Source organism: Chromobacterium sp. CV08 (assembly GCF_051129845.1).
Lineage (GTDB): Bacteria > Pseudomonadota > Gammaproteobacteria > Burkholderiales > Chromobacteriaceae > Chromobacterium.
Window position 1 is genome coordinate 3,999,708 of the sequence record NZ_CP150453.1, and the last position, 22,766, is coordinate 4,022,473.

20 protein-coding genes are annotated in these 22,766 nt (G+C 65.4%); 5 read left to right on the forward strand and 15 right to left on the reverse strand.

The window, feature by feature from the left end:
• Positions 1-6: 6 nt before the first annotated feature.
• The 3 genes from WNM05_RS18280 to WNM05_RS18290 form a co-directional block, all read right to left on the reverse strand.
• On the reverse strand, positions 7-2,454 hold the full coding sequence (locus WNM05_RS18280) for a fimbria/pilus outer membrane usher protein (RefSeq protein WP_434629537.1): 2,448 nt from the start codon (positions 2,452-2,454) through the stop codon (positions 7-9).
• 171 nt (positions 2,455-2,625) lie between these two features.
• Entirely contained in the window at positions 2,626-3,375 is a 750-nt protein-coding gene (locus WNM05_RS18285; protein WP_434629539.1) for a fimbrial biogenesis chaperone, read from the reverse strand.
• A gap of 70 nt (positions 3,376-3,445) precedes the next feature.
• Positions 3,446-3,970, reverse strand: a complete 525-nt coding sequence (locus WNM05_RS18290; RefSeq protein ID WP_434629542.1) for a fimbrial protein — start codon at positions 3,968-3,970, stop codon at positions 3,446-3,448.
• A 753-nt stretch (positions 3,971-4,723) separates the two neighbouring features.
• Between WNM05_RS18290 and WNM05_RS18295 the strand changes: the two genes are divergently transcribed.
• Positions 4,724-5,608, forward strand: coding sequence for an alpha/beta fold hydrolase (locus WNM05_RS18295; protein ID WP_434629545.1), 885 nt, complete (start codon positions 4,724-4,726; stop codon positions 5,606-5,608).
• A 49-nt stretch (positions 5,609-5,657) separates the two neighbouring features.
• Here WNM05_RS18295 and WNM05_RS18300 read toward each other — a convergent pair whose 3' ends face one another.
• From WNM05_RS18300 to WNM05_RS18345, 10 genes are all read right to left on the reverse strand, one after another.
• On the reverse strand, positions 5,658-7,145 hold the full coding sequence (locus WNM05_RS18300; protein WP_434629548.1) for a carboxypeptidase M32: 1,488 nt from the start codon (positions 7,143-7,145) through the stop codon (positions 5,658-5,660).
• Between the two features lie 150 nt (positions 7,146-7,295).
• Positions 7,296-7,970, reverse strand: coding sequence for a hypothetical protein (locus WNM05_RS18305; protein ID WP_434629550.1), 675 nt, complete (start codon positions 7,968-7,970; stop codon positions 7,296-7,298).
• A gap of 49 nt (positions 7,971-8,019) precedes the next feature.
• Positions 8,020-9,132, reverse strand: a complete 1,113-nt coding sequence (ribD, locus tag WNM05_RS18310) for a bifunctional diaminohydroxyphosphoribosylaminopyrimidine deaminase/5-amino-6-(5-phosphoribosylamino)uracil reductase RibD (protein ID WP_434629552.1) — start codon at positions 9,130-9,132, stop codon at positions 8,020-8,022.
• The gene (locus WNM05_RS18315; RefSeq protein ID WP_434629555.1) at positions 9,129-9,662 is read right to left on the reverse strand and encodes a GNAT family N-acetyltransferase; all 534 of its coding nucleotides are present in this window, start codon (positions 9,660-9,662) and stop codon (positions 9,129-9,131) included. The genes ribD and WNM05_RS18315 overlap by 4 nt, the downstream gene beginning before the upstream one ends.
• Complete coding sequence (locus WNM05_RS18320; RefSeq protein ID WP_434629558.1) at positions 9,659-10,210, reverse strand: GNAT family N-acetyltransferase; 552 nt, start codon at positions 10,208-10,210, stop codon at positions 9,659-9,661. Before WNM05_RS18320 ends, WNM05_RS18315 begins: the two co-directional genes overlap by 4 nt.
• Before the next feature lie 58 nt (positions 10,211-10,268).
• The gene (gene nrdR / locus WNM05_RS18325) at positions 10,269-10,727 is read right to left on the reverse strand and encodes a transcriptional regulator NrdR (RefSeq protein WP_071112809.1); all 459 of its coding nucleotides are present in this window, start codon (positions 10,725-10,727) and stop codon (positions 10,269-10,271) included.
• A 122-nt stretch (positions 10,728-10,849) separates the two neighbouring features.
• Positions 10,850-12,097, reverse strand: a complete 1,248-nt coding sequence (gene glyA / locus WNM05_RS18330) for a serine hydroxymethyltransferase (protein WP_434629562.1) — start codon at positions 12,095-12,097, stop codon at positions 10,850-10,852.
• Positions 12,098-12,201: 104 nt separating this feature from the next.
• On the reverse strand, positions 12,202-14,082 hold the full coding sequence (locus WNM05_RS18335; RefSeq protein ID WP_434629565.1) for an amidohydrolase: 1,881 nt from the start codon (positions 14,080-14,082) through the stop codon (positions 12,202-12,204).
• A 63-nt stretch (positions 14,083-14,145) separates the two neighbouring features.
• Positions 14,146-14,799 carry a hydrolase gene (locus WNM05_RS18340; protein ID WP_048403260.1) on the reverse strand — a complete coding sequence of 218 codons (654 nt, stop codon included), beginning with the start codon at positions 14,797-14,799 and terminating at the stop codon, positions 14,146-14,148.
• Positions 14,800-14,880: 81 nt separating this feature from the next.
• Positions 14,881-15,582 (reverse strand): pirin family protein, encoded by a 702-nt coding sequence (locus WNM05_RS18345; protein WP_434629570.1) that lies wholly within the window; start codon positions 15,580-15,582, stop codon positions 14,881-14,883.
• A gap of 169 nt (positions 15,583-15,751) precedes the next feature.
• Here WNM05_RS18345 and WNM05_RS18350 point away from each other — a divergent pair, with 169 nt between their 5' ends.
• The gene (locus WNM05_RS18350; protein ID WP_434629573.1) at positions 15,752-16,681 is read left to right on the forward strand and encodes a LysR family transcriptional regulator; all 930 of its coding nucleotides are present in this window, start codon (positions 15,752-15,754) and stop codon (positions 16,679-16,681) included.
• A gap of 52 nt (positions 16,682-16,733) precedes the next feature.
• Here WNM05_RS18350 and WNM05_RS18355 read toward each other — a convergent pair whose 3' ends face one another.
• A complete protein-coding gene (locus WNM05_RS18355; protein ID WP_434629576.1) occupies positions 16,734-17,813 on the reverse strand; it encodes a hypothetical protein in 1,080 nt (359 codons plus the stop codon).
• Positions 17,814-18,611: 798 nt separating this feature from the next.
• Here WNM05_RS18355 and WNM05_RS18360 point away from each other — a divergent pair.
• From WNM05_RS18360 to WNM05_RS18370, 3 genes are all read left to right on the forward strand, one after another.
• Entirely contained in the window at positions 18,612-19,703 is a 1,092-nt protein-coding gene (locus tag WNM05_RS18360; protein WP_434629578.1) for an AAA family ATPase, read from the forward strand.
• Between the two features lie 142 nt (positions 19,704-19,845).
• Positions 19,846-20,214, forward strand: coding sequence for an SMR family transporter (locus WNM05_RS18365; protein ID WP_434629581.1), 369 nt, complete (start codon positions 19,846-19,848; stop codon positions 20,212-20,214).
• Positions 20,211-20,531 (forward strand): SMR family transporter, encoded by a 321-nt coding sequence (locus tag WNM05_RS18370; protein WP_434629584.1) that lies wholly within the window; start codon positions 20,211-20,213, stop codon positions 20,529-20,531. Before WNM05_RS18365 ends, WNM05_RS18370 begins: the two co-directional genes overlap by 4 nt.
• 201 nt (positions 20,532-20,732) lie before the next feature.
• Here the strand turns inward: WNM05_RS18370 and ilvD are convergent, their stop codons facing one another.
• On the reverse strand, positions 20,733-22,589 hold the full coding sequence (gene ilvD / locus WNM05_RS18375) for a dihydroxy-acid dehydratase (RefSeq protein WP_434629587.1): 1,857 nt from the start codon (positions 22,587-22,589) through the stop codon (positions 20,733-20,735).
• Positions 22,590-22,766: the final 177 nt, after the last annotated feature.

Below are 22,766 nucleotides of genomic sequence, written 5' to 3' on the forward strand. Positions count from 1 at the left end.
AGGGCTTTACAGCGGCTCGCAGACAGCATCCGTCTGCATATAGACCGCATCGCCAGTCCGCTGCGGCAATCGATAGCTGAAGCGGCATTGCTGGTCCTGCCCGCCCCCCCAGCTCACCATCAACGACTTGCCCTCCATGCCGCGCAGGAAAGCGCGGCCGCCCTGCCCCACCATCGTCAGAAAGTCGTTGCCATCGCCGCCGCTGATCGTCGCGCCAACCGGCAGCTGGCTGCCGTCCGGGCGCCTCAGCGTCACGATCACCGGCTTGCCCTGTTGGGTATTGAATTTCAGCATGACGATGGCGCCGGCGCGCGGCGCGTCCTGCACGCTGGTTTCCTGCAATTCCACATCCTGGCTCATGCCCTTGGGATCCAGCGTGATTTCATTCTGACGGTAAGGCATCAGCGACGACACCACGGCGTAGCCGCTGTCGCTGACGCGCACCCCGTTGGTATTGCTCACCGAGGCGCCCGCGGCACCGGGGGCCTCGATGACGGCGAAGGACTCGCCCAGCGACTGCGCCGGCGTCACGCCCCCCGGATGGAACACCAGCGCGCCGCTGACGCCCGCATGGGCCTGCGAGCTATTGCCGCTGGTGCTCGCGCCGACGGTGAGCGTGGCCACCGAGGTCGCATACTGCACGCTGCCGCCGCCGCTGCTGCTGTTGCTGCCGGAACCGTCGCGGTTGGCGCCTGCGTAGACGTTGTAACTGAAATTGTGCAGCTCCCCGGTCGTGCCGCTCAGATTGACCTGGGCGCTGCTGCTGTGATCGCTGCTGCTGCTGACGCTGCTGCTCAGCAACGGGGAATACGGTTCGCGGCCCAGCGGCATCGACAGGCTCAGCATGTACTGATTGACGACGCGCCCGCTCGGATCCTTGGTTCGGCCGACCGCCAGGTTCAGGCTGACCGACTTGAAGCTGTTGCTGTAGCCCAGCTGGTAGGTCATGTCCCGGCCCTGGTGGTTCCAGTAATCCTGGGTGGAGCCGGTGAGGAACAGATGCCCCTTGCCATCGCCCAGAGGTTGGTCGGCATTGAGCTGGAACCTGCTCTTGGCGGGAGAGAGCGAGCCGACCTGATTGATCAGGCTGGTATAGTCGCGCAATTCGAGAAAGCCCGCCGTGGAGAAGCGATAGGCGGCGACGGTGAAATTGGTGCGCGTCGCCTCCATCAGCTTGCTATAGGTCACGCGGTAGCTCCGGCCCTCCAGATCGCCGTTTCTGGTGTTGGCGCCGTATGGCAGTTGGCTGGCCCAGGACTGGGTCACGTCCATGGCCAGCGCGCCCCATTCCGTGTTGACGCCGGAACCGAACAGCGCCGACTGGTAGTGGTCGGCGACGATCAGGCCGCCGTACAGGGTCAGACTGTTGCTAATGCCGCGCTGGTAGGTCGCCTGCACGAACTCGGGATGCTTGCTCAGCGTGTTGTCGCGCCATTGTCCGGCGGTGACGGCATAGCGGGACTGGCCGTCTCGCAGCAACTGCGGCACGGAGGCATAGGGCACGACGAATTTGCGGACGCGGCCATCGGCCTCGATGACCGTCACCTCCAGGTCGCCGGAAAAGCCGGTATTGTAAAGGTCATCGATGCTGAATTCGCCCGGCGGCACCACGTTTTCGTAAATCAGATTGCCATTCTGGCGAATCGACACCTTGGCATTGGTTTCGGCCACGCCGCGCACCACCGGCGCATAGCCTTGCATGGACTCCGGCAGCATCCGGTCGTCGGAACTCAGCTGCGCGCCGCGAAACGGGGCGCTGCTGAACAGGTCGGAAGGCGTGAAATAATCGCCGAGGGTCAGCACCGCTCGCCAGTCGGTCACATCGCGCTGGGCATAGGCCAGGCTGTTCTGATATTGGCGCTGGCGCTGGCCGTTGCCATTGTCCTGCTGGGTCAGCGAACCGTTATAGCGGAAGCGCCACAGGCCGACGTTCAGGCCGGAGTTGGCGCTGAGGTAATACTGGCTGGACGCGCCGGACCCGCCATTGTCATAGCGGTAAGCATTGGCGTTGTAGTTGAGGAAGCCGGCAAACGGCGCGCCTGCGTCCCAGTATTCCGGCGAGACATAGCCCCGCGCCTTGGCCCGCAGATATTTCTGCGGGATGCTGACGTCGAGGCGCAGATCCGCGCCATTGAAGCTGGAAAACGCGCCGGGCACCACCGCGGCGATGTCGACGCAGCGGCCGGGCTCTTCGCGTCCCGGCACCCCGGCGGATTCCTGCAGGCGGGTGAAGTCCACCCCCAGATCGTCCAGCATCGCGCGGTTGAAACAGGCCAGCACCTTACCCTCACCCAGATCCTTCATCAGCACGTCGCGGCGGCCGATCCAGGCGGCATTGGCATAGACATCGGCCCGGTAACTGCCGGGAAAGGCCCCACCCCTCTGATTGAAGCGGGAAAGATCCACCTGCTGCCCATTGGAATTCTGGTTGATGAACACCGGATTGAACTGCACGTCGCCTTGCTCGGCAGCCTCCGCCTCAGGCGCACCCGCCAAAGCAGCTTGGCTACCGAACAGACCGCAAATCAGCAGGCCGAGCGGGCGAAGATCCCGCGATCGAGCGGGCTGTCGAGTCATAAAGTGCTTCATGGCGAAATCGAATCCTGAGACGCGCGAGCGAAATGATCAGCGAACCAGGGGTACGCTATGCGCGACCGGAGCGCCGTAATCATTGATGCTCTCGTAATTGAGCTTCATGCTGCTCTCCGGCTTGAATCTCGGATCCTTCAGCATAAAATCGTGGTTGCCGCCCGGCGGAACCATGCCGCCATCGGTTTCATACTCATGCCTGCCCATCAGCAGCGTCGCCCGGTTCAAGGAGACGTGGTAAGCCGCCTGATTGGTGGCGCGCAGCATATAGCCCCTGCCGCCGGCCTGCGGCAGCAAAGACCAGGAAAGTTTGTCGGCGGCGTCGTCCGAGCTGCCCTGCAGGCCCGCGGGACGGTAGAACAACTTGATGCGCGAGCGGAAGGCCACCTGCATGAAGTTGCGTTGTTCATTGCCGGCTTTCGGCAGCGGCGGCACATCCAGCACGTTCAGCCAGAATACCGATTCGCGCTCCTTCGGCAGATCCGCCCCGGTGAAGGTCAGCCGCAGGGTCTGCCCCTTTGCCGGATCCACCCGGAAAATCGGCGGCATGATCAGGAAAGGCGCGTCCGCCGTGTTGGGAACGGATTTCTCGTTGCCGCTGTCGGCCCATACCTGCACCAGCGACGGATCCTTGCCGGGGTTGTTGATCTTGACGGTCACTTCTCGATCGTCCGCCTTGTAAACGACCCGGGTGCCGGAAATCACCACACCCGCCGAAACCCCGCCAGCCCATACCGAACTCGCCACAGCCACCAAGACAGCCGCTCTTCGCATTGCCTGTTTCATTTGCTACCAGTCTCCATGCCAGAGATACCGGCTGGCTCCGCATTTCGCTTCGCCAGCCGCATCACACCGCTTATTGGTAGGTCATCGAGTACTGGACGCTGGTGCTCACCGAACCTGCGCCAGCGGCGCCGGTGGCGATGTACTGGGCGTAGTAGTTCATGGTGGCGTTGCCGCCGCTGATCGGCACAACCTGGGAATTGGCGTTGTTGTTCAGATTGATGGCGTTGGAGCTGTTGTTCAGCAGCTGAACTTCAACATTGGTGGCGGAACCGGTGCCGGTGCTGTTCAGCAGGTTGCCGGATGCGGAGTCGACGGTCGGGCCCACTTCGAAGCGGGTTTGCGCGTTCTTCAGACCGGACGGGCAGTTGCTCAGATTGATCGAAAACGGGGTGGAGCCGGCAGTCTGGCCTGCACTGGCCAGCGCGGAGGTACCGACGGTCGGCAGGGTCACCGTGACGTTCTGGCCCGAGTTGCCCGCGATGGTGCAGGTCTGGGCGACGATGTTTCCAGTGACGGTGATTTTGCCATCGGAGGCCATGGCGCCGGAAGAATACACACCCAGGCCGATCAGTGCTGCGGTTACGAATTGTTTCATCAAAAAAATCTCCATTGAAATTACAGGCAATACATTTGCCCGCTTGCCTACCCTGGCTGGGCAGAGGGTCGAAGAGCCGTCCGACACGTCAAGGCATCTTCGGTAATCCCTCGATTCCTGCCCATGTCCGAGATGCTCCGGCGCCAAGCCCTATCCGGCGCCCAAGCGTCTCAAGCCGCCTCTTGTTAGTTTTAGTATAATAAGATTCAACAAACAACATCAAATCTGATTAAACTTATCTGAAGCCATTCGTCTTCAGATTAAAAAAAAACAGGCGGGCAACAGACCTGGGGACAAGCGACGGAGGCCTCTGCTGCGCTCCCCTCTCGCCATGTCATGGCTGGACAATGCTCTGCGTCCATCACCTCCCTTGAGCCGCTGGCCGCTACAAGCGGCGTCTAGTGCAGCGCGATGGGTCGTGATGGCATGACTAGGTTAAATCAAATAAAACATGACTTTCAACACAACTAATCAGAACAAAAACGGCGCAACCCCCTCTCAAAGCCTTGATGGGAAAGCGTTTCATGGAAAAACCCCTCTGCTTCGACTGGAAATCGTCTGTCTCATTTGTGCATCAATTTAACAACATATTAAACTATAGATTAAATATGGTCATCAAATTGCAAATGAAACACCAGGAATAATGACAAATAGATTATCATGACAAAAACCTGTCAGCTGCGTCCCGCCCTACCCACGTCCCAGTCATGCGTTTAAACTGATCCGCGTCTAGCACCATGGGATCCTCGCGCAATGACGCTCTCCACCAGCCACTACCTGACGGTCAACCGACGCCGCTACCACCTGCGAAGCTGGGGGAACGAGTCCTCCCCCCTGCTGGTGCTGCTGCACGGCTGGATGGATAGTTCGGCCACCTTTCAATTCCTGGTCCAAGCATTGAGTCGGGATTGGCATGTCGCCGCGCCCGACTGGCGCGGATTCGGCGACAGCCAGTGGAACGAGGGCAGCTACTTCTTTCCCGACTATCTGGCCGATCTGGACGATTTGTTGCGGCAGTTGTCGCCGGAGCGGCCGGTGAAGCTGCTGGGCCACAGCATGGGCGCGATGATCGCCGGTCTCTACGCCGGCATCCGCCCGCAGCGCATAGACCGGCTGGTGCTGGTCGAAGGATTCGGCTTGAACCCCACCCGGCCGGCCGAGGCGCCTGGCCGCTATGCCCGCTGGCTGCGGGAGACCGCGCAGACCATGGGCTTCGAGCCGCTGGCCGATTTGCCGCAAGTGGCGGAGAAGCTGCGGGCCCGCAACCCGCTGTTGGCGCCGGAACGCGCGCTCTGGCTGGCCGGAGAGCTGACGCGTCCCTGTGACGGCGGCGTCCGCTACCGCGCCGATCCTCGCCATAAAATGGTCAATCCGGTGCTGTACAGGCTGGAAGAGGCGATGGAATGCTGGCGCCGCATCACGGCGCCGGTGCTATGGGTGATAGGCGGGCAGTCATCGGGCCATCCGGCCATCAGCGGCGTGATGGACACGCTGGACCAGCGCCGCGCCTGTTTCGCCAGGCTGGACGAAGCCACCATCGCCGATGCCGGCCACATGATCCAGTGGGACAAACCGGAGGAGCTCGCCTCGGTGGTCGAGCGCTTCCTGTGGTCCGAAATGGCCGGCGAGGAGCCATGAAAAAGCCGGCCCAGCGGGCCGGCTCGAAGACTCGCGCGCGTCGCCGCGCCTATCCCAGATAGCGCGCCTCCAGATGCGCGCGGTAGTGGGCGGGATTCAACGCCTCCCCGGTGGCGCGCCGCACCAGCTCGCCGGTGTCCCAGCGGCTGCCCTGGCTCCAGATATTGTCGCGCAGCCAGTCGAACACCGGCGCCAGATCGCCGGCGGCGACCCTGGCATCCAGCGCCGGCTCCTGCCGGCGCAGCGTGGCGAAATACTGGGCGGCATACATCGCGCCCAGCGTATAGCTGGGGAAATAGCCGAAAGTGTCGGTCCAATGGATGTCCTGCAGGCAGCCGTCGCGATAATTGCCGCGCGTGTCCAGCCCCAGATAGGCCAGCATCTTCTCGTCCCACAGCGCCGGCACGTCCTCGGCCTCTATCTCGCCGTCTATCAGCGCGCGCTCGATCTCGAAGCGCAGGATCACGTGCGCCGGGTAGCACAGCTCATCGGCGTCGACGCGGATGTAGCCGGGCTCGACCCGGGTGTACAGCCTGGCGAGATTGTCGGCGTCGAAGGCCGGCTGATCGCCGAAATGGGCGCGGATGCTCGGCGCGATCAATTGCAGAAAGCCGCGGCTGCGCCCCAGCTGCATCTCGAACGACAGGCTCTGGCTTTCATGTATGCCCATCGAACGTGCCCGGCCCACCGGCTGGGACAGCCAGTCCCGCGGCAGGTTCTGCTCGTATCGGGCATGGCCGGTTTCATGGACGATGCCCATCAGGCTCTGCACGAAGTCGTCTTCGCGGTAACGAGTGGTGATGCGAACGTCTTCGGGTACGCCGCCGCAGAACGGGTGGCTGCTGACGTCCAGCCGGCCGGCATCGAAATCGAAGCCGAGCAGCCGCATCACGTCCAGGCCCAGCGCGCGCTGCTTGTCGACCGGAAACGGTCCCTTCGGCCGGATCACCGTCTCGGCGGCCTGCTTGGCGCGGACGCGCTCGATCAGGCCGGGCAGCCAGGATTTGACGTCGTCGAAAATGCGCGCGATGTCGGCGCTCTTCATGCCGGGCTCGTATTTGTCGAGCAGGGCGTCGTAGCGGCTGACGCCGTTCGCCTCGGCCAGCAGCGCCGCTTCTTCGCGGGCCAGCCGCAGCACTTCGCGGAAATTGGGCAGGAAGCCCGCCCAGTCGTTGTTCCGGCGCTGCTCGCGCCAGGCATGCTCGCAGCGCGCCGCCGCCAGCGCCTTGGCTTCCACCAGCGCCTCCGGCAACAGATTGGCCTGGCTCCATTCGCGGCGGATTTCGCGCAGATTGGCGCGCTGCGTCTCGTCCAGCGCCTCCTGTTCGGCGTCTTGCAGCTGCCGCGCCAGATCGGGCGCGGTGATCAGCTGGTGCATCAGCACCTGCAGCTCGGCCTGGGCGGCGGCGCGCGCCTCGTTGCCCTTGCTCGGCATCATCGCCGCCTGGTCCCAGCTGCTGATCGCGGCCAGGTGGCCGAAATGATGCAATCGTTGAAATGTGCGGGTCAGGCTCTGATAGGCCGTCTGATCTCCCATGGCTTCCTCCCTTGTTCCGGAACCAGCATACTCACATGACATTTGATGATGGTCAATGTCGAGACCAAAAAGGGAATACGGTGGAAAGCCAAGCGGATGCGCAAGCGCCCATCAAGTCCAAAGGAAAATAACATGAGTTTTTATCATTGATCAGGTCTTGGCGCCATCGCCAGCCGGCGGTTCGCCGTCGCGGCCCGCCAGCCGGTGGTGGGCGAACGGGAAGGCCTGCCAATACGGAAAATACTCCCGCACCAGCAGGCGCAGCTGCTGCTTGTCGTCGTGGTCGGGCAGATGCAGCAACAGCGCGTCCACCGCCATCCGATAGCTGGTATTGCTGACCGGATGGGGGTTGAGCAGGAACAGCAAGGCCTTCAGCAGCGACTCGCGTCGACGGATCTCCTCGTCCGGCGTCCCGTCCTCGAACAGCTTGCCCAGATACAGGCCCAGCGAGGGCGGAAAGCGGGTGAAACGCTGACTGCGCATCAAGGCCAGCAAGTCGTCCAGCGTTTCGAGCACCAGCATCGCCGGATTGTGAATGGAGAATCCTGCGCGCGCGGTCGCCTCCACCACCTTCTGCATATCGTCCAGCCAGAAACAGTAGAATTCGCGGGCGCAGGTGATGGCCAGCACCCGCTCGCCGGCGACGCAGTCGTTCAGAAAACCGTCGACCGCCGCATGATAGGCGTCGGGGTCGCGCCGCTCCCGGCCCAGGCGGGCCAGCAGCCGCTGCAGCAGGGCCCGCCGCTCGTCCACCACCTCCGGCGCGGCGCCCAGCCGGGCAATCAGGTGCAGATACGCGCTCAGCGCGGCCGCCAGATCCGCCATTGCCACTCCTTGCCCGATAGTCGCTTGCAAAGCGCGGCGCCAGGCACGCTCAGGCGCCGCCGGCCGCGGGCCGCAGCAGCAGGCGCAGATCGGCGCCCACCTTGGCCACGTCGGCGATTTCCAGCTTGGTCTTGTCCTCGAGCGACGTCAAGGCCGGCCAGGCGAACAGGCCGCGCCCGGCGTCGCCGGCCAGCGACGGCGCCAGATACAGCACGATCTCGTCGACCAGGCCGGCGCGCAGCATCGCGCCGTTGAGTCCGGCCCCCGCCTCGACCATCAATTCGTTGACGCCGCGTCCGGCCAGCCGCGTCAGCAGCTCGGCGAGATCGGCCCTGCCGTCGCGGCGCGCCAGCGTCAGCACGTCGACCCCGTTCCGGCGGAACGCCGACAGCCGGCCCTCGTCCGCCTCGCAGGTGGCCAACAAGGCGCCGCCGCCTCGATAGACGCGCGCGGCCGGATCCGTGCGCAGATCGCCGTCCAGCACCACCCGCGCCGGCTGCGCCGCCGCTGCCGGCTCGCGCACCGTCAATTGCGGATCGTCGGCCAGCACCGTGCCGCTGCCGGTCAGGATGGCGCAATGCGCGGCGCGCAGCCTTTGCACGTCCAGCCTCGCCTCCGGCCCGGTGATCCATTTGCTGCGACCGTTCAGCAGGGCGGTCTTGCCGTCCAGCGTCGCGGCCGCCTTCAGCGTCACCCAGGGCCGGCCGCGCTCGACGCGGGACAGGAAGCCGCGGTGCACACGGCGCGCCTCGGCCTCCATCAGCCCGGCCGACGCGTCGACGCCGGCCGCGCACAGCATCGCGATGCCCCGGCCCGCCACTTCATGATAGGGGTCCACCATCGCCGCCACCACCCTCGCGACGCCCTCGGCGATCAGACGCTCCGCGCACGGCGGCGTGCGCCCATGGTGGCTGCAGGGTTCCAGCGTGACGTAGGCGGTCGCGCCGCGCGGGCTTTCGCCGCGCGCCAGGCAGTCCTTGATCGCCTGGATCTCGGCGTGGTCCGAACCCACCGCCAGCGTCGCGCCCTCGCCTACCACCCGGCCATCGCGCACCAATACGCAGCCTACGCCGGGATTGGGCGCCGCCCGGCGCGTCGCGCCTTCGGCCAGGCGCAGCGCGCGCTGCATATACAGGTAGTCGTCGGCGCTGTAGTCCGTCATCTTCGTTTCTTCCACTCATCGGCCAGCAGGCCGTAACAACGCATATTCCAGAAACGGCCGCCCAGAAACTGCGCGTCGCGCAGCTCCCCCTCCAGCTTGAAGCCCAGGCGCTCGGCCACGCGACAGCTGCGCAGGTTCTCCGGCGCGCAGCCCAGTTCCAGCCGGCGCAGCGCCAGGTCTTCGAACGCATAGTCCAGCAACTGCGTCAGCGCGCCGGACATCACGCCCCGGCCGACGTGGCTGTCGGCCAGCCAGTAGCCGAGCCGCGCATGGCGATGGGCGGCGCTGATGCCGTGCAGCGAGCAGATGCCGACGATTTCGCCGTCCGCCAGTATCAGACGGTGCGCGCTGCGGCCCTCCTGGTTGCCCTGCGCCTGCAGTCGGAGGAGGACTTCAGCATCGGCCACGGACCGCGGCTTGACGATGCCGGACAGCCATTGCGACAAGGTGGCGCGGTAACGGTCGATCAGCGCGTACAGCGCCGGCGCATCGCGGACCGGGTCGGCCGGACGGATGCTGACCAGGCTCATCGCCGCGGCGTCCATTCCCGGGCCAGCATGCTGTACTGGCAGGCGTCATGGTAGCGGCCGTGCAGGCGCAGGTACTCCCGCAGCACGCCTTCGCGGCGGAAGCCCAGCCGCTCGGCCACCCGGCAGCTGCGGACATTGTCGACCGCGGCGTCGATGCACAGGCGGTTCAGTTCGAGCTCGCCGAAACCGATGTCCAGCGCCTGAGCCACGGCCCGCCGCATCACGCCCTTTCCGACATGGGCGTCGGCCAGCCAGTAGCCGAGATAGCCGGAGCGGTTGAGCCGGCTGATGCCGTGGATGTCGATGCAGCCGGCCATGCCGCCGTCGACCTCGATCAGCCAGGTGGCGCAAGCGGAGCCGTCCCGCGCGCCGTCGACGACGCCGGCGAGAAAGCGGCGGGAATCGTCCACGCCGACGGTGCCGTCGACCCACGGCAGCCACTGCCGCAGCGTGGCGCGGCTGGCATCGACCAGCGAGAACAGCGTTTCGGCGTCGTCAAGACGCGGCCCCCTCAACATGACGGCGGGTTCCAGGGCGATGGCGCTCATGGCCTCTCCAGAAAATGACAAAAGGATTAACCAAGCTATCCCGCCGGTCGCCTGACTGTCAATGCGAGGACTTCTGGATTTCCTTGATCGCGTCGGTAAACTCGGAAATATCCTGGAAACTGCGATAAACCGACGCGAAGCGCACATAGGCGACCTTGTCCAGCCGCGCCAGCTCGTTCATCACCATCTCGCCGATCTGGCGGCTGCTGACCTCGCGCTCGCCGAGCTGCAGCAGCTTGTGGCAGATGCGGTCTATCGCCTCGTCGACCAGCGTGGTGGAAACCGGCCGCTTGTGCAAAGCGCGCAGGAAACTGGTGCGGACCTTCTCGATGTCGAATTCGGAGCGGTGGCCGGCCGTCTTCACCACCTGCGGCATCCGCACGTCGGCCGTCTCGAAAGTCGTGAAACGCTTGTCGCAAACCGGGCAGCGGCGCCGGCGCCGGATGCTGGCGCCATCCTCGCTGACACGGGAGTCGATCACCTGGGTATCGGCGTTGCCACAAAACGCGCATTTCATGACAATAATCCTGAAGGTTGCAATAGTTGGATGTTATCAGCAATACCGCCGCGCCGCACCGCCCGGCCGCCGGGCAATAAAAAAGCCGCCCTTTCGGGCGGCGGTTTCCGGGACGGGCCGGCTTACTTGGCGTAGACCGGGAAGCGATGGCACAGCGCGGTGGCTTCGGCCGCCACGCGGGCGATCAGCGCGTCGTCGTTCGGATTGTCCAGCACGTCGGCCACCAGATTGGCCACCTGGATGGCCTCGGCTTCCTTGAAGCCGCGGGTGGTGATGGCCGGCGAGCCGATGCGGATGCCCGAGGTGACGAACGGGGTTTCCGGGTCGTTCGGGATCGCGTTCTTGTTGACGGTGATGTGGGCGCGGCCCAGCAGCGCGTCGGCCTGCTTGCCGGTCAGGCCCTTGGCGCGCAGGTCGACCAGGAACACATGGCTCTCGGTGCGGCCGGAGACGATGCGCAGGCCGCGCTCGGCCAGCGTCTTGGCCATGATGGCGGCGTTCTTCAGCACCTGCTGCTGATACGCTTTGAATTCCGGCTGCAGCGCTTCCTTGAAGGCGATGGCCTTGGCGGCGATCACATGCTCCAGCGGGCCGCCCTGCAGCGTCGGGAACACATTGCTGTTGATGCTCTTCTCGAACTCCGCGCGCGCCAAAATGATGCCGCCGCGCGGACCGCGCAGGGTCTTGTGGGTGGTGGAGGTCACGAAGTCGGCATGCGGCACCGGGTTCGGGTACAGGCCGGCGGCGACCAGGCCGGCGTAGTGCGCCATGTCGACCATGAAGTAGGCGCCGACCTTCTTGGCGATCTGGCCCATGCGCTCGAAGTCGAAGCGCAGCGCGTAGGCGGACGCGCCGCCGATGATCAGCTTAGGCTTGGTTTCCATCGCCACGCGCTCCATGTCGTCGTAGTCGATTTCTTCCTTGTCGTTCAGGCCGTAGGCGACGATGTTGAACATCTTGCCGGACAGATTGGCCGGCGAGCCGTGGGTCAGGTGGCCGCCGTGACCCAGGTTCATGCCCATCACGGTATCGCCCGGCTTCAGGATCGAGAAATACACCGCCTGGTTGGCCTGGGAGCCGGAGTGCGGCTGCACATTGGCGTATTCCGCGCCGAACAGCTGCTTCACGCGGTCGATGGCCAGCTGCTCGACGACGTCCACGTGCTCGCAACCGCCGTAGAAACGCTTGCCCGGATAGCCTTCGGCGTACTTGTTGGTCAGCTGGGAGCCTTGGGCCTCCATCACCGCCGGGCTGGTGTAGTTTTCCGAGGCGATCAGCTCGATGTGATCTTCCTGGCGTTGGCATTCAGCCGCGATGGCGGCGGCGAGTTCTGGGTCGAATTTGGCGATCGTCTGGTCAGCAGCGAACATCTTTGACTCATCCATCAAAGGGTTAACGATTCGGGCATTCTACACGAAATGCCCCAAACGAAACCTTAACGTGAAGCAAGCGCGCCCAGGCCTCGCCGCAGCCGTCACACTGCCCAGCAGGAACAGCCCAAGGCGCCGAAAAACCCCTTGGCGTCCGATACCGGCAGCGCCGCGCCCCAGGCCCGCGCATGCTGGTGACCGTGCAGACCGCAGGCGCTGGCGCAGCCGCAAGCGGCCGCCGCCTGGCGCTGCAGCGAATGGCGGCCGGCGCCATCCGGATCGCCCCAGGCGGCGTAGCCCTTGAAGGTCCGCGCCGGCGACCAGTCCGGCATCGCCGGCGGCAAGGGATTGTCGTCCAGTTCGGCGAAGCCGCCCGCGGCGTAGACGACTCGGCCGCCCACCATGGTCAGCTCCGACACCAGGAAGGAGATGTCGTCCTCCGGGCAGGAGAAGAAATCCCGGTCCGGCACGATCAGATCGGCAAGCTGGCCGACTTCGATGCGGCCGCGCCCTCCCTCCTCGCCGGTGAACCAGGCGACGTTCTCGGTCCACATCCGCAGCGCGGTTTCCCGATCCAGGCAGTTGCGCTGCGGATAGAGCCGCAGGCCGCCTACGGTCTTGCCGGTGATCATCCACGCCAGCGACACCCAGGGATTGTAGGAGGCGACGCGGGTGGCGTCGGTGCCGGCCGAGACCCGGACGCCCTTTTCCAGCATGCGGGCGATCGGCGGCGTGGCCTCGGCGGCAGCCGAGCCGTAGCGCTCGACAAAGTACTCGCCCTGGTAGGCCATCCGGTGCTGCACCGCGATGCCGCCGCCCAGCGCGGCGATGCGGTCGATGGAGCGCTCGGAAATGGTCTCGGCGTGGTCGAAGAACCAGTTCAGCCCCTGCAAGGGGATGTCGCGATCCACCTTCTCGAACACGTCCAGCGCGCGCGAGATGGTTTCGTCATAGGTGGCGTGCAGCCGCCACGGCCAGCGGTTCTGCGCCAGAATGCGCACCACCTCCTCCAGCTCGCCCTCCATTTCCGGCGGCATCTCGGGCCTGGGCTGGCGGAAGTCCTCGAAATCGGCTGCGGAAAACACCAGCATCTCGCCGGCGCCGTTGTGGCGGAAATAATCGTCGCCCTGCTTGTAGCGGACGCCGGCGGTCCAGGCCAGGAAGTCCTCCTTTTCCGCCTTCGGCTTCTGGGTGAACAGATTGTAGGCCAGCCGCACCGTCATCCGGCCGGCGTCGGCCAGTTGCCGGATCACCTCGTAATCGTCCGGATAGTTCTGGAAGCCGCCGCCGGCGTCGATGACGCCGGTCACGCCCAGGCGGTTCAGTTCGCGCATGAAGTGGCGGGAGGAGTTCAGCTGATAATCGAACGGCAGCTTGGGCCCCTTGGCCAGCGTCGCGTACAGGATGGCGGCGTTGGGCTTGGCCAGCAGCAGGCCGGTCGGGTTGCCGTTGCCGTCGCGGACGATCTCCCCGCCCGGCGGCGCCGGCGTGTCGCGGCCGTAGCCGACGGCGCGCAGCGCGGCACCGTTGAGCAGGGCGCGGTCGTACAGATGCAGCAGGAAGACCGGCGTGTCCGGCGCGACGGCATTGATCTCGTCCAGCGTGGGCAGGCGTTTCTCGATGAACTGATGCTCGGTGAAGCCGCCCACCACCCGCACCCATTGCGGCGCGGGCGTGACGGCCACCTGCCGCCGCAGCATGTCCATCGCGTCGGCCAGCGAGCGCACGCCGTCCCAGCGCAGCTCCATATTGAAGTTGAGCCCGCCGCGCACCAGATGGGTATGGTTGTCGATCAGGCCGGGCAGCGCGCGGCGGCCCTTGAGATCGACGACGCGGGTGGCCGGGCCGGCCAGCGCCATGATCTCGGCCTCCTCGCCCACCGCGAGGAAGCGGCCGTCCTTGACGGCGACGGCGCTCGCCAGCGGCTTGCGCCTGTCGAGCGTGGCGATGCGGCCATTGCGCAGAATCACATCAGCTATAGCCATGGTGGCTTCTCCCCTCGATATCGGCCGCCGCCGGCGGACGCGCGGCAGGCGGCGGCGCGGCGATCAGCCTTCGTGGCCGCCGAACATGGTTTTGGCGTAGCGGATGCCCAGACCGTAACCGCCGCCCAGCTTGGCGGCGATGCCGGTGGTCAGCTCATAGGTGTCGGCGCGCGCCCAATCGCGCTGCAGCTCCAGCAGATACTGCAGCGAGGTGATGGGCCGAGCGCCGGCCTGCACCATGCGCTGCATCGCGCGCTCATGCGCCTCGGCCGAGATGTCGCCGCAGGCGTCGGCGATCACGTAGACCTCGAAACCCTGGTCCAGCGCCGACAGCGCCGGTCCGACGATGCAGACGCTGGTCCACAGGCCGGCCAGCACGATGCGGCCTTTGCCTATCTGGTTGACGCGGTCGATCACCGCGGCATCCTCCCAGGTGTTCATCGACGTGCGGTCCAGCATGCGCAGGTCCGGAAACGGCGCCGTCACCTCGTCGAACATCGGGCCGGAGAAACTCTTTTCGGCCACGGTGGTGAGAATGGCGGACACGCCGAAGCCGGCGGCGGCACTGGCGACCAGGCCGGCGTTGTTGCGCAGCGTCGGGATATCGATGGAATGGGTGGCGAAAGCCATCTGCGACTGGTAGTCGATCAGGATCAGGGTGTGGTCGCGCGGAGTCAGCAACAGCGGGCTGGGGACGGCGCTAGCGGTCGGTTTCATCACGGTTTCTCCATTCTATTGGCGGCGGCCGGTTCGACGAGCCGGCGCCAGAGGGGCCGCCGCCCCTGCGCGCCGGGCATGTCATTCGCGGGTGTCGACCAGGATCAGTTCGGCATCCTCGCCGGCCTCGACGCGGACCAGATCCTCGTCGCGGATGGCCGCGCCGTCGCCGCTCTGCAGCGCCACGCCGTTCACGCTGGCCGATCCGGCCGACAGCACCAGATAGCCGCGGCGGCCCGCGCCCAGTCGGTACTCGGCGCTTTCGCCTGCCTTCAGCGTGGCGCCCAGCACACGGGCGTCGGCGCGGATCGGCAGCGCGCCGTCGTCTCCGTCCATGCCGCTGGCCAGCGCGACGAAGGCGCCGGAGCGGTCGGCCTTGGGGAAGGGCTTGCTGCCCCAGGACGGCTCGCCGCCGCGGCTGTCCGGATAGATCCAGATCTGGAAGATGCGGGTGGCGACAGGCTCCAGATTGTATTCGGAATGGACGATGCCGCTGCCGGCGCTCATCACCTGCACGTCGCCGGCCTCGGTGCGGCCGCGGTTGCCCAGATTGTCCTGGTGGCTGATCGCGCCCTCGCGGACATAGGTGATGATCTCCATATCGGCGTGCGGATGCGGGGCGAAGCCGCTGCCGGCGGCGATGGTGTCGTCGTTCCACACCCGCAGCGAGCCCCAGTGCATGCGCGCCGGATCGCGGTAGTCGGCGAAGGAGAAATGGTGTTTGGCGTCCAGCCAGCCGTGCTGGGCTGCGCCCAGGCTGGCGAAGGGTCGGCGTTCGATCATGGCGGTCTCCTGTGGCTCTCGAATCGTTGATGTAGCCACTATAAACAGCCGCGACCTTCATGTTAATGGAATATATCGAATACCATGATTTCCATTTTTTACATGATAAAACGGATACATCGACTCCATGATGATAAAATTGGAATAGTTCATCCCCCATGGAGCCTCCATGAAACGACTGCCCGATCTGGAAGCCTGGGCCATTTTCGCCAAGGTGGCCGAATGCGGCGCCTTCGCCCGCGCCGCCGACGAACTGGGCCTGTCCCAGGCCACGGTGTCCAAGGCCGTGTCGCGTCTGGAGGAAAGAATGAAGACGGTGCTACTGCACCGCACTTCGCGCAGATTGTCGCTGACCGAGGCCGGCGACGCGGCGCTGGAGCGCGCCGCGCGCATCCTGGCGGAAGGCGAGGCGGTGGAGGCGGACATCGCCGAGCAATCCAGCACCCTGCGCGGCCGGGTGCGCATGGCCGCGCCGATGTCTTTCGGCCTGTCCCATCTGGCGCCGCTGTTGCCGGACTTCATGGCGCGGCACCCGGAAGTGGAGCTGGATCTGCATTTCAGCGACGAGCAAGCCGACCTCGTGGCGGACAGGATGGACCTGGCCCTGCGCATCGCCTCGCCGACCGATTCCAGCCTGCTGGCCAGACGCCTGTGCGCGGTGCGCATCCTGCTGGTGGGCGCGCCGTCCTATTTCGCCCGCCACGGCAGGCCTGGACATCCGGCGGAGCTGGCTCGCCACCGCGCCTTGCAGTACAGCAACTCGCAAGGCGGCCGCTTCTGGCGTTTCCGCCATCCGGACGAAGGAGAATTCTCTCTGGAGATGCACGCGCCGCTGCGCGTCAACAACGCCGACGCGCTCGCGCCGGCCTTGCGCGAGGGGCTGGGGCTGGCCTTGCAGCCGGAATTTCTGGCCTGGGAAGACTTGCAAGCGGGACGGCTGGAAACGGCGATGCCGGGCTGGGAGGTCGAGCCCATCGCCGTGTACATCCTGACGCCGCCGGGACGCGGACGGCCGGCGCGCGTGCAGGCGCTGATCGACTATCTGGCGGGAAAACTGGCCGGCGCGCCTTGGGTGCGCACGGAGGACGCCGCCGGCTGATAGGCAAAACAAAGCCCCGCGCCAGGCGGGGCCGATATTTCGAGACTGCGCTTTACAGATCGTCGGCGGTGAAGAACAGCGGAACGCCGTCGCGGCTTTCCGGCTGCAGCTCCGGCAGCACATGCACGTCGCGCACATGGCATTCGCGCATCAGTTCGCGGAAGTTCTCCTCGATCAGCTTGACGTTGTCCAGCGAAGCCAGCGGCCAGACGAAGCCTTCCCAGTTGCGCTCGTCGCCGCTGGCCGACACGGTGAAATGCAACTCGCCGTTGTCGTGCGCCGACACGATGGCCACCGGCTCCTTGTCCAGCTCGCGCAGCCGGCGGATCTGGCTGCTGGCGAATACCTGCAGCGCCACCTCGAAGCGCGCGAAATTGCCGGCCACCAGCGCCTGCATCGCCGGCAGCGGCGGACGGGCGATCGGGAACAGCGTCACGCCGTCCCGCTTCAATTGCTCGCCCAGAAACTTCATCAGCGGCATGCCCCAGCCGCCGACCGAGCCGCCGAGCCGCAGCGGCGGCGCCTCGCCGTCGCGCTGGATCGCCACGCCGATCAGATAGCGCAGGAACACGCCCTCCTCCTTCACCGTGATCGGCGCCGGCTGCGTCGGCAGCTCGGCGCGGGCGTCCTCGCCCAGTCTCGACATCCGGTAAAGCTTGGCCGCGTCCAGGCCGATCAGGCTGTCCGGATGCAGCAAGACGCCGGACAAGGCCACGTCGCCGTCGTCGGAGAACACGCCGTGTTGACGCAGCAGCGCGTTCAGGCCGTCGACATCGGCAACGGCGCCGGGCAGCGTCGCCTGCTCGCGGCTGCCGGCCACCAGGACCAGCGGCATCGCAAACACCAGCGCGCGCGCGCCGCCGGTCTCCTCGACCGCCTCGCGCAGCGCGTCCCACACCTGCTGGTAGCAGGCCTGGGTCGGCACCATTGCCAGCGCCACCGAGATCGACAACAGCTCGCCGCGCTGCAGCATCTCGCCGATGGCGCCGACCAGGGCCTGGCGCCACATATCGCGCTCGCCGGTGTCCTGGGCGTCCAGCGCCGACTGGGCGTGATGGATCAGGCGGTTGGTCAGGGAGGCTTGCGGGTGGTACTGGCGCGGGTCGGGAAGAATATGGCGGACGGCGTCCATGTGCTGACATCCTGCTGCAATCTGGAAAAAACGTATTGTGGCACAGCTGTCACGCGCTTGCTCGGCTGCCGACAAAGCATGCCAAAGGCGTAAACCCCTGCCAAAACTGCCGCCTCGCCGAGGCCATGTGCGCAGTTGCGACAAAAAATTACATTTATCCTCATTTTCGGAAACGCAAATGTTGACACTCGCTACCGCAATCCGGATAATCCGTCCTCGTTGAGATGCAGCAATTGCTTCTTGATAGTTTCTCCTCTATTTCTCCTTTGTAGACTTGGCGCGGGCCGTAAGGCACCGCGCATTTTTTTTGCCTATCTCACGCCAAACTCTTGGCAAAATCATTAAAAATCATTGCAATATACACAATCTCTTCACGAGAAGTCTGACAGCGTCCAAGGCAAGCGGTCGCTATCGCAAACGCGGCCCCACATCGTGAGCTCAGTGCGACGACGTTGCACAACTAATACAACATGGGAAAATTTCACTGATTTTGAATGACAATGTAATTTTATAAATAATTCACTTCCGAAACAAAACGAATAAAAACCAGGGGTGACTGTTCGATTTTTCTGCAAATGAACAAATAGACGCGGGCGCTGCGCGCCGCGGGGAAGGAAGCCGATAGACTGCCGAGGACCGGCCGGGTTCCCGACTGTAGGACAGGAAGGCGCCGCCATGATAGCACTGCCGCATTCCCGCATTATGACAAACATCAAGACCTAATCAATTGACCGGCCTCCCGCCGGAACCCGCGCGCACGCGCGCGGTCGAAGTGGCTTTCCCGATAGGCCCGTCCGCATGCCGATACACCAGCTCAACCTCGTCGGCTTCCGCTCGATACGCAAACTGACGCTGGAGCTCGATGCGCTCAATATCGTCGTCGGCGCCAACGGTTGCGGCAAATCCAATCTATACAAGGCCATCCAGCTATTACACGCCGCCGCCGAAGGCCGACTGTCGGCGGCCCTGGCGGCAGAAGGCGGCGCGCAGAAGGCGATGTGGGCCGGCGGCGCCCGACGCGGCGACAAGGCGCGTGCGCCTAAACGGATGATCCTGGCGGCGCGGCTGGACGACTACGACTACGAACTGCAACTGGGCTATCCGGAACCGAGCAACAGCCTGTTCTCGCTGGACCCGCTGGTGAAGGAGGAAAGCCTGTGGCTGGCCCATGGCCGGCGGCCTTCCGCCTTGCTGCTGGAGCGGCGCAACCAGGCCGCCTTCCTCTGCGGCGTCGACGGAGAGCGCACCGCCTATCCGGCCAGCCTGCGCGCCGAAGAGTCGCTGTTCGGCCAGCTGTCCGAGCCGCACCGCTATCCGGAATTGTCCCGGCTGAGGGAAACCTTGCGCAACTGGCGCTTCTACCACGAATTCGCCGTCTGGCCCGGCTCGCCGCTGCGAGCGCCGCAGGTCGGCATACGCTCGCCGGTGTTGGCTCACGACGGCGCCAATCTGGCCGCGGCGTTCCAGACCATCATCGAAATCGGCGACGACGAATTGCTGGCCAGCGTGCTGGCCGACGCCTTTCCCGACAGCCGCTTCCTGGTTGACGCCCAGCAGGGACGATTCCAGATGCTGATGCAGCGCGACGGCCTGCTGCGCCCGCTGGAGGCCGCCGAGCTGTCCGACGGCACCTTGCGCTTCCTCTGTCTGGCGGTGGCGCTGCTCAGCCCTCGTCCGCCAGCCTTCATGGCGCTGAACGAGCCGGAAAACAGTCTGCATCCGGCACTGCTGCCCGCGCTGGCGCGCCTGATCGCCGAAGCCAGCCGCCACAGCCAGCTGTGGGTGACCAGCCACTCGCCGGCGCTGGCCGAGATGATACGCAGGCACAGACCGCTGAAGCTTTTCCCGCTGGCCATGCAAGACGGGGAGACCGTGCAGCTGGACGACTGATCGTCCGGCCCCTCAGCCAAGGGACAGCATCGTCAGGCGCGCCCATTTTCATCGTATTCCAATAGTATCGCGGCGAAACGTCGGGAACCCCGTCAAGCGGGACCGTGTCAGACTGATCGTCATGTTTATTTTATTGGACACTATGTATAAAAAATTACACTCTCCATTATTCATCGCCTGGTCCTTGCTGATGGCGGCCATCGTCTGCGAAATCGCCGGCACCTCCTTCATGGCCGCCGCCGCCCGCAGCGGCGGCTATCTCGGCTATGCCTGGATGGCCGCCGCGCTGGCCCTGTCCTACTATCTGCTGTCGCTCGCGCTGCGCGCGATCTCGGTCGGCGTCGCCTACGCGGTATGGGAAGGCCTGGGCCTGGTCGGCCTGACCGCGGTCAGCGTCTGGCTGTTCGACGAAACGCTGGTGACGCAGGAAATCATCGGCCTGGGCCTCGCGCTGCAGGGCCTGGTCTGCGTGACGCTGGGCGAAGGCGACGAACAGGAGGCCGCCGCATGAAAACCGCCTACCTCTTGTTCGTGCTGGCCTCGGCGCTGATAGAAGTGGGCGCCAATCTGATGCTGGAGAAATCGGACGGCTTCCGCCGCCGCGCATGGGGCGTGGGCGCCATCCTGCTGGTCTGGCTGGCCTTCGCGCTGCTGGGCCAGGCGGTCAAAGGCATGGATCTGGCGATCGCCTACGCCTTGTGGGGGTCGATCGGCATACTCGGCACCGCCATCGGCGGCCGCCTGCTGTACAAGCAGAAACTGAAGCCGATAGGCTGGGCCGGCATCGCCATCGTCGCGGCGGCTGTAGTGACGCTGTCCACGGTATAAGTCAGCCAGGCCCGAAAATTCCACCGTCCCGACCGGGACCGCGGCGCAATTTTCAGGCCCGCCTGAGACAAAAAGGGGAGGCGCTTGGCCTCCCCTTCCTATTCGGTGCGTCGCCCCTTTGGGGTGACGCACCCTACGGTTGATCCCACCTGATTGAAGGTGCGTCGCCCCTGCGGGGTGATGACAGCACCCTAGCGCGGATTATTTGCGTTCCACTTGGGACACGTCGCGGACCGCGCCGGTATCGGCGCTGGTGGTCATCGCCGCGTAGGCGCGCAAGGCCGGGCTGACCACCCGCTCGCGGCCGACCGGCTTCCACGCGTCGCGGCCTTTCGCCTCCATCGCCGCGCGGCGGCGGGCCAGTTCCTCGTCGGACACCGCCAGGTGAATGCGGCGGTTCGGGATGTCGATCTCCACCGTGTCGCCCTCTTCCGCCAGGCCGATCGCGCCGCCCTCGGCCGCCTCCGGCGACGCGTGGCCGATGGAGAGGCCGGAGGTGCCGCCGGAGAAGCGGCCGTCGGTCAGCAAGGCGCAGGCCTTGCCCAGCCCCTTGGACTTAAGATAGGACGTCGGGTACAGCATCTCCTGCATGCCCGGACCGCCCTTCGGGCCCTCGTAGCGGATGATGACGATGTCGCCGGCGACGATACGGTCGGCCAGGATGCCCTCTACCGCCGCGTCCTGGCTCTCGAAGATGCGGGCGCGCCCGGTGAACTTGAGAATGGACTCATCGACGCCGGCGGTTTTGACGATGCAGCCGCGCTCGGCGATATTGCCGTACAACACCGCCAGGCCGCCGTCCTGAGAATAGGCGTGGGCCTGGTCGCGGATGCAGCCTTCGGCGCGGTCGTCGTCCAGCGTCGGGTAGCGCATGCTCTGGCTGAAGGCGATGGTGGTGGCCACGCCGCCCGGCGCCGCGCGGAACAGGCGGTGCGGTTCGCTGCCCTCGCCGTGGCGCATCACGTCCCACTGCTCCAGCGCCGAGCCCAGCGTCGGGCTGTGCACGGTGGCGACGTCGCGGTGGATCAGGCCGGCTCGATCGAGCTCGGCCAGGATGCCGATCACGCCGCCGGCGCGGTGCACGTCCTCCATATGATATTTCTGCGTCGCCGGCGCCACCTTGGACAGGCAGGGCACGCCGCGGCTGATGCGGTCGATGTCGGCCATCTTGAAATCGACGCCGGCCTCGCTGGCGGCGGCCAGCAGATGCAGCACGGTATTGGTCGAGCCGCCCATCGCGACGTCCAGGCTCATCGCGTTCTCGAAGGCCTCTTTGGTGGCGATGCCGCGCGGCAGGATCGAATAGTCCTCGCCCTCGTAGTGGCGCTTGGCCAATTCGACGATCAGGCGGCCGGCCTTCAGGAACAGTTCCTTGCGGTCGGCGTGCGTCGCCACCAGGCTGCCGTTGCCGGGCAGGCTCAGGCCCAGCGCCTCGGTCAGGCAGTTCATCGAGTTCGCCGTGAACATGCCGGAGCAGGAGCCGCAGGTGGGACAGGCGGAACGCTCGACACGCTCGACGTCCTCGTCGGACACCGCGCTGTTGGCGGCCTCGACCATCGCGTCGACCAGGTCCAGCTTGCGCACCTCGCTGCCCCACTGCACCTTGCCGGCCTCCATCGGCCCGCCGGAGACGAAAACCACCGGGATGTTCAGCCGCATCGCCGCCATCAGCATGCCGGGGGTGATCTTGTCGCAGTTGGAGATGCACACCAGCGCGTCGGCGCAGTGGGCGTTGACCATGTACTCGACGCTGTCGGCGATCAGGTCGCGGCTGGGCAGGCTGTACAGCATGCCGCCGTGGCCCATCGCGATGCCGTCGTCGATGGCGATGGTGTTGAATTCCTTGGCGACGCCGCCGGCTTTTTCTATCTCGCGCGCCACCAGCTGGCCCATGTTCTGCAGGTGCACGTGGCCGGGCACGAACTGGGTGAAGGAATTGGCGATGGCGATGATGGGCTTGCCGAAGTCGGCATCGGTCATCCCGGTGGCGCGCCACAGCGCGCGGGCACCCGCCATATTGCGGCCGGCGGTGGAAGTGCGGGAACGGTATTGAGGCATGAGGCTTCCTTAATCTGTAAACAAAACCGGTCGCCGTTCCGTCACGCCAGCAGGGTAAGCTGGCGTCGGCTGGTCCGCGGGTGCCGGGTGGACCAAGCAGAGTGCCGCATCGCCGCGGGTGAACGGCGCGACGGCGGGGAACGCTTTCCGTATAATCTCGTCAACAATTCTTTTACC

Coding starts and splice junctions, on each gene's coding strand:
- WNM05_RS18285 (WP_434629539.1), bottom strand. CDS start 3,375: ATGAAACAGGCAATGCGAAGAGCGGCTGTCTTGGTGGCTGTGGCGAGT.
- WNM05_RS18290 (WP_434629542.1), bottom strand. CDS start 3,970: ATGAAACAATTCGTAACCGCAGCACTGATCGGCCTGGGTGTGTATTCT.
- WNM05_RS18295 (WP_434629545.1), top strand. CDS start 4,724: ATGACGCTCTCCACCAGCCACTACCTGACGGTCAACCGACGCCGCTAC.
- WNM05_RS18300 (WP_434629548.1), bottom strand. CDS start 7,145: ATGGGAGATCAGACGGCCTATCAGAGCCTGACCCGCACATTTCAACGA.
- WNM05_RS18305 (WP_434629550.1), bottom strand. CDS start 7,970: ATGGCGGATCTGGCGGCCGCGCTGAGCGCGTATCTGCACCTGATTGCC.
- ribD (WP_434629552.1), bottom strand. CDS start 9,132: ATGACGGACTACAGCGCCGACGACTACCTGTATATGCAGCGCGCGCTG.
- WNM05_RS18315 (WP_434629555.1), bottom strand. CDS start 9,662: ATGAGCCTGGTCAGCATCCGTCCGGCCGACCCGGTCCGCGATGCGCCG.
- WNM05_RS18320 (WP_434629558.1), bottom strand. CDS start 10,210: ATGAGCGCCATCGCCCTGGAACCCGCCGTCATGTTGAGGGGGCCGCGT.
- nrdR (WP_071112809.1), bottom strand. CDS start 10,727: ATGAAATGCGCGTTTTGTGGCAACGCCGATACCCAGGTGATCGACTCC.
- glyA (WP_434629562.1), bottom strand. CDS start 12,097: ATGTTCGCTGCTGACCAGACGATCGCCAAATTCGACCCAGAACTCGCC.
- WNM05_RS18335 (WP_434629565.1), bottom strand. CDS start 14,082: ATGGCTATAGCTGATGTGATTCTGCGCAATGGCCGCATCGCCACGCTC.
- WNM05_RS18340 (WP_048403260.1), bottom strand. CDS start 14,799: ATGAAACCGACCGCTAGCGCCGTCCCCAGCCCGCTGTTGCTGACTCCG.
- WNM05_RS18345 (WP_434629570.1), bottom strand. CDS start 15,582: ATGATCGAACGCCGACCCTTCGCCAGCCTGGGCGCAGCCCAGCACGGC.
- WNM05_RS18350 (WP_434629573.1), top strand. CDS start 15,752: ATGAAACGACTGCCCGATCTGGAAGCCTGGGCCATTTTCGCCAAGGTG.
- WNM05_RS18355 (WP_434629576.1), bottom strand. CDS start 17,813: ATGGACGCCGTCCGCCATATTCTTCCCGACCCGCGCCAGTACCACCCG.
- WNM05_RS18360 (WP_434629578.1), top strand. CDS start 18,612: ATGCCGATACACCAGCTCAACCTCGTCGGCTTCCGCTCGATACGCAAA.
- WNM05_RS18365 (WP_434629581.1), top strand. CDS start 19,846: ATGTATAAAAAATTACACTCTCCATTATTCATCGCCTGGTCCTTGCTG.
- WNM05_RS18370 (WP_434629584.1), top strand. CDS start 20,211: ATGAAAACCGCCTACCTCTTGTTCGTGCTGGCCTCGGCGCTGATAGAA.
- ilvD (WP_434629587.1), bottom strand. CDS start 22,589: ATGCCTCAATACCGTTCCCGCACTTCCACCGCCGGCCGCAATATGGCG.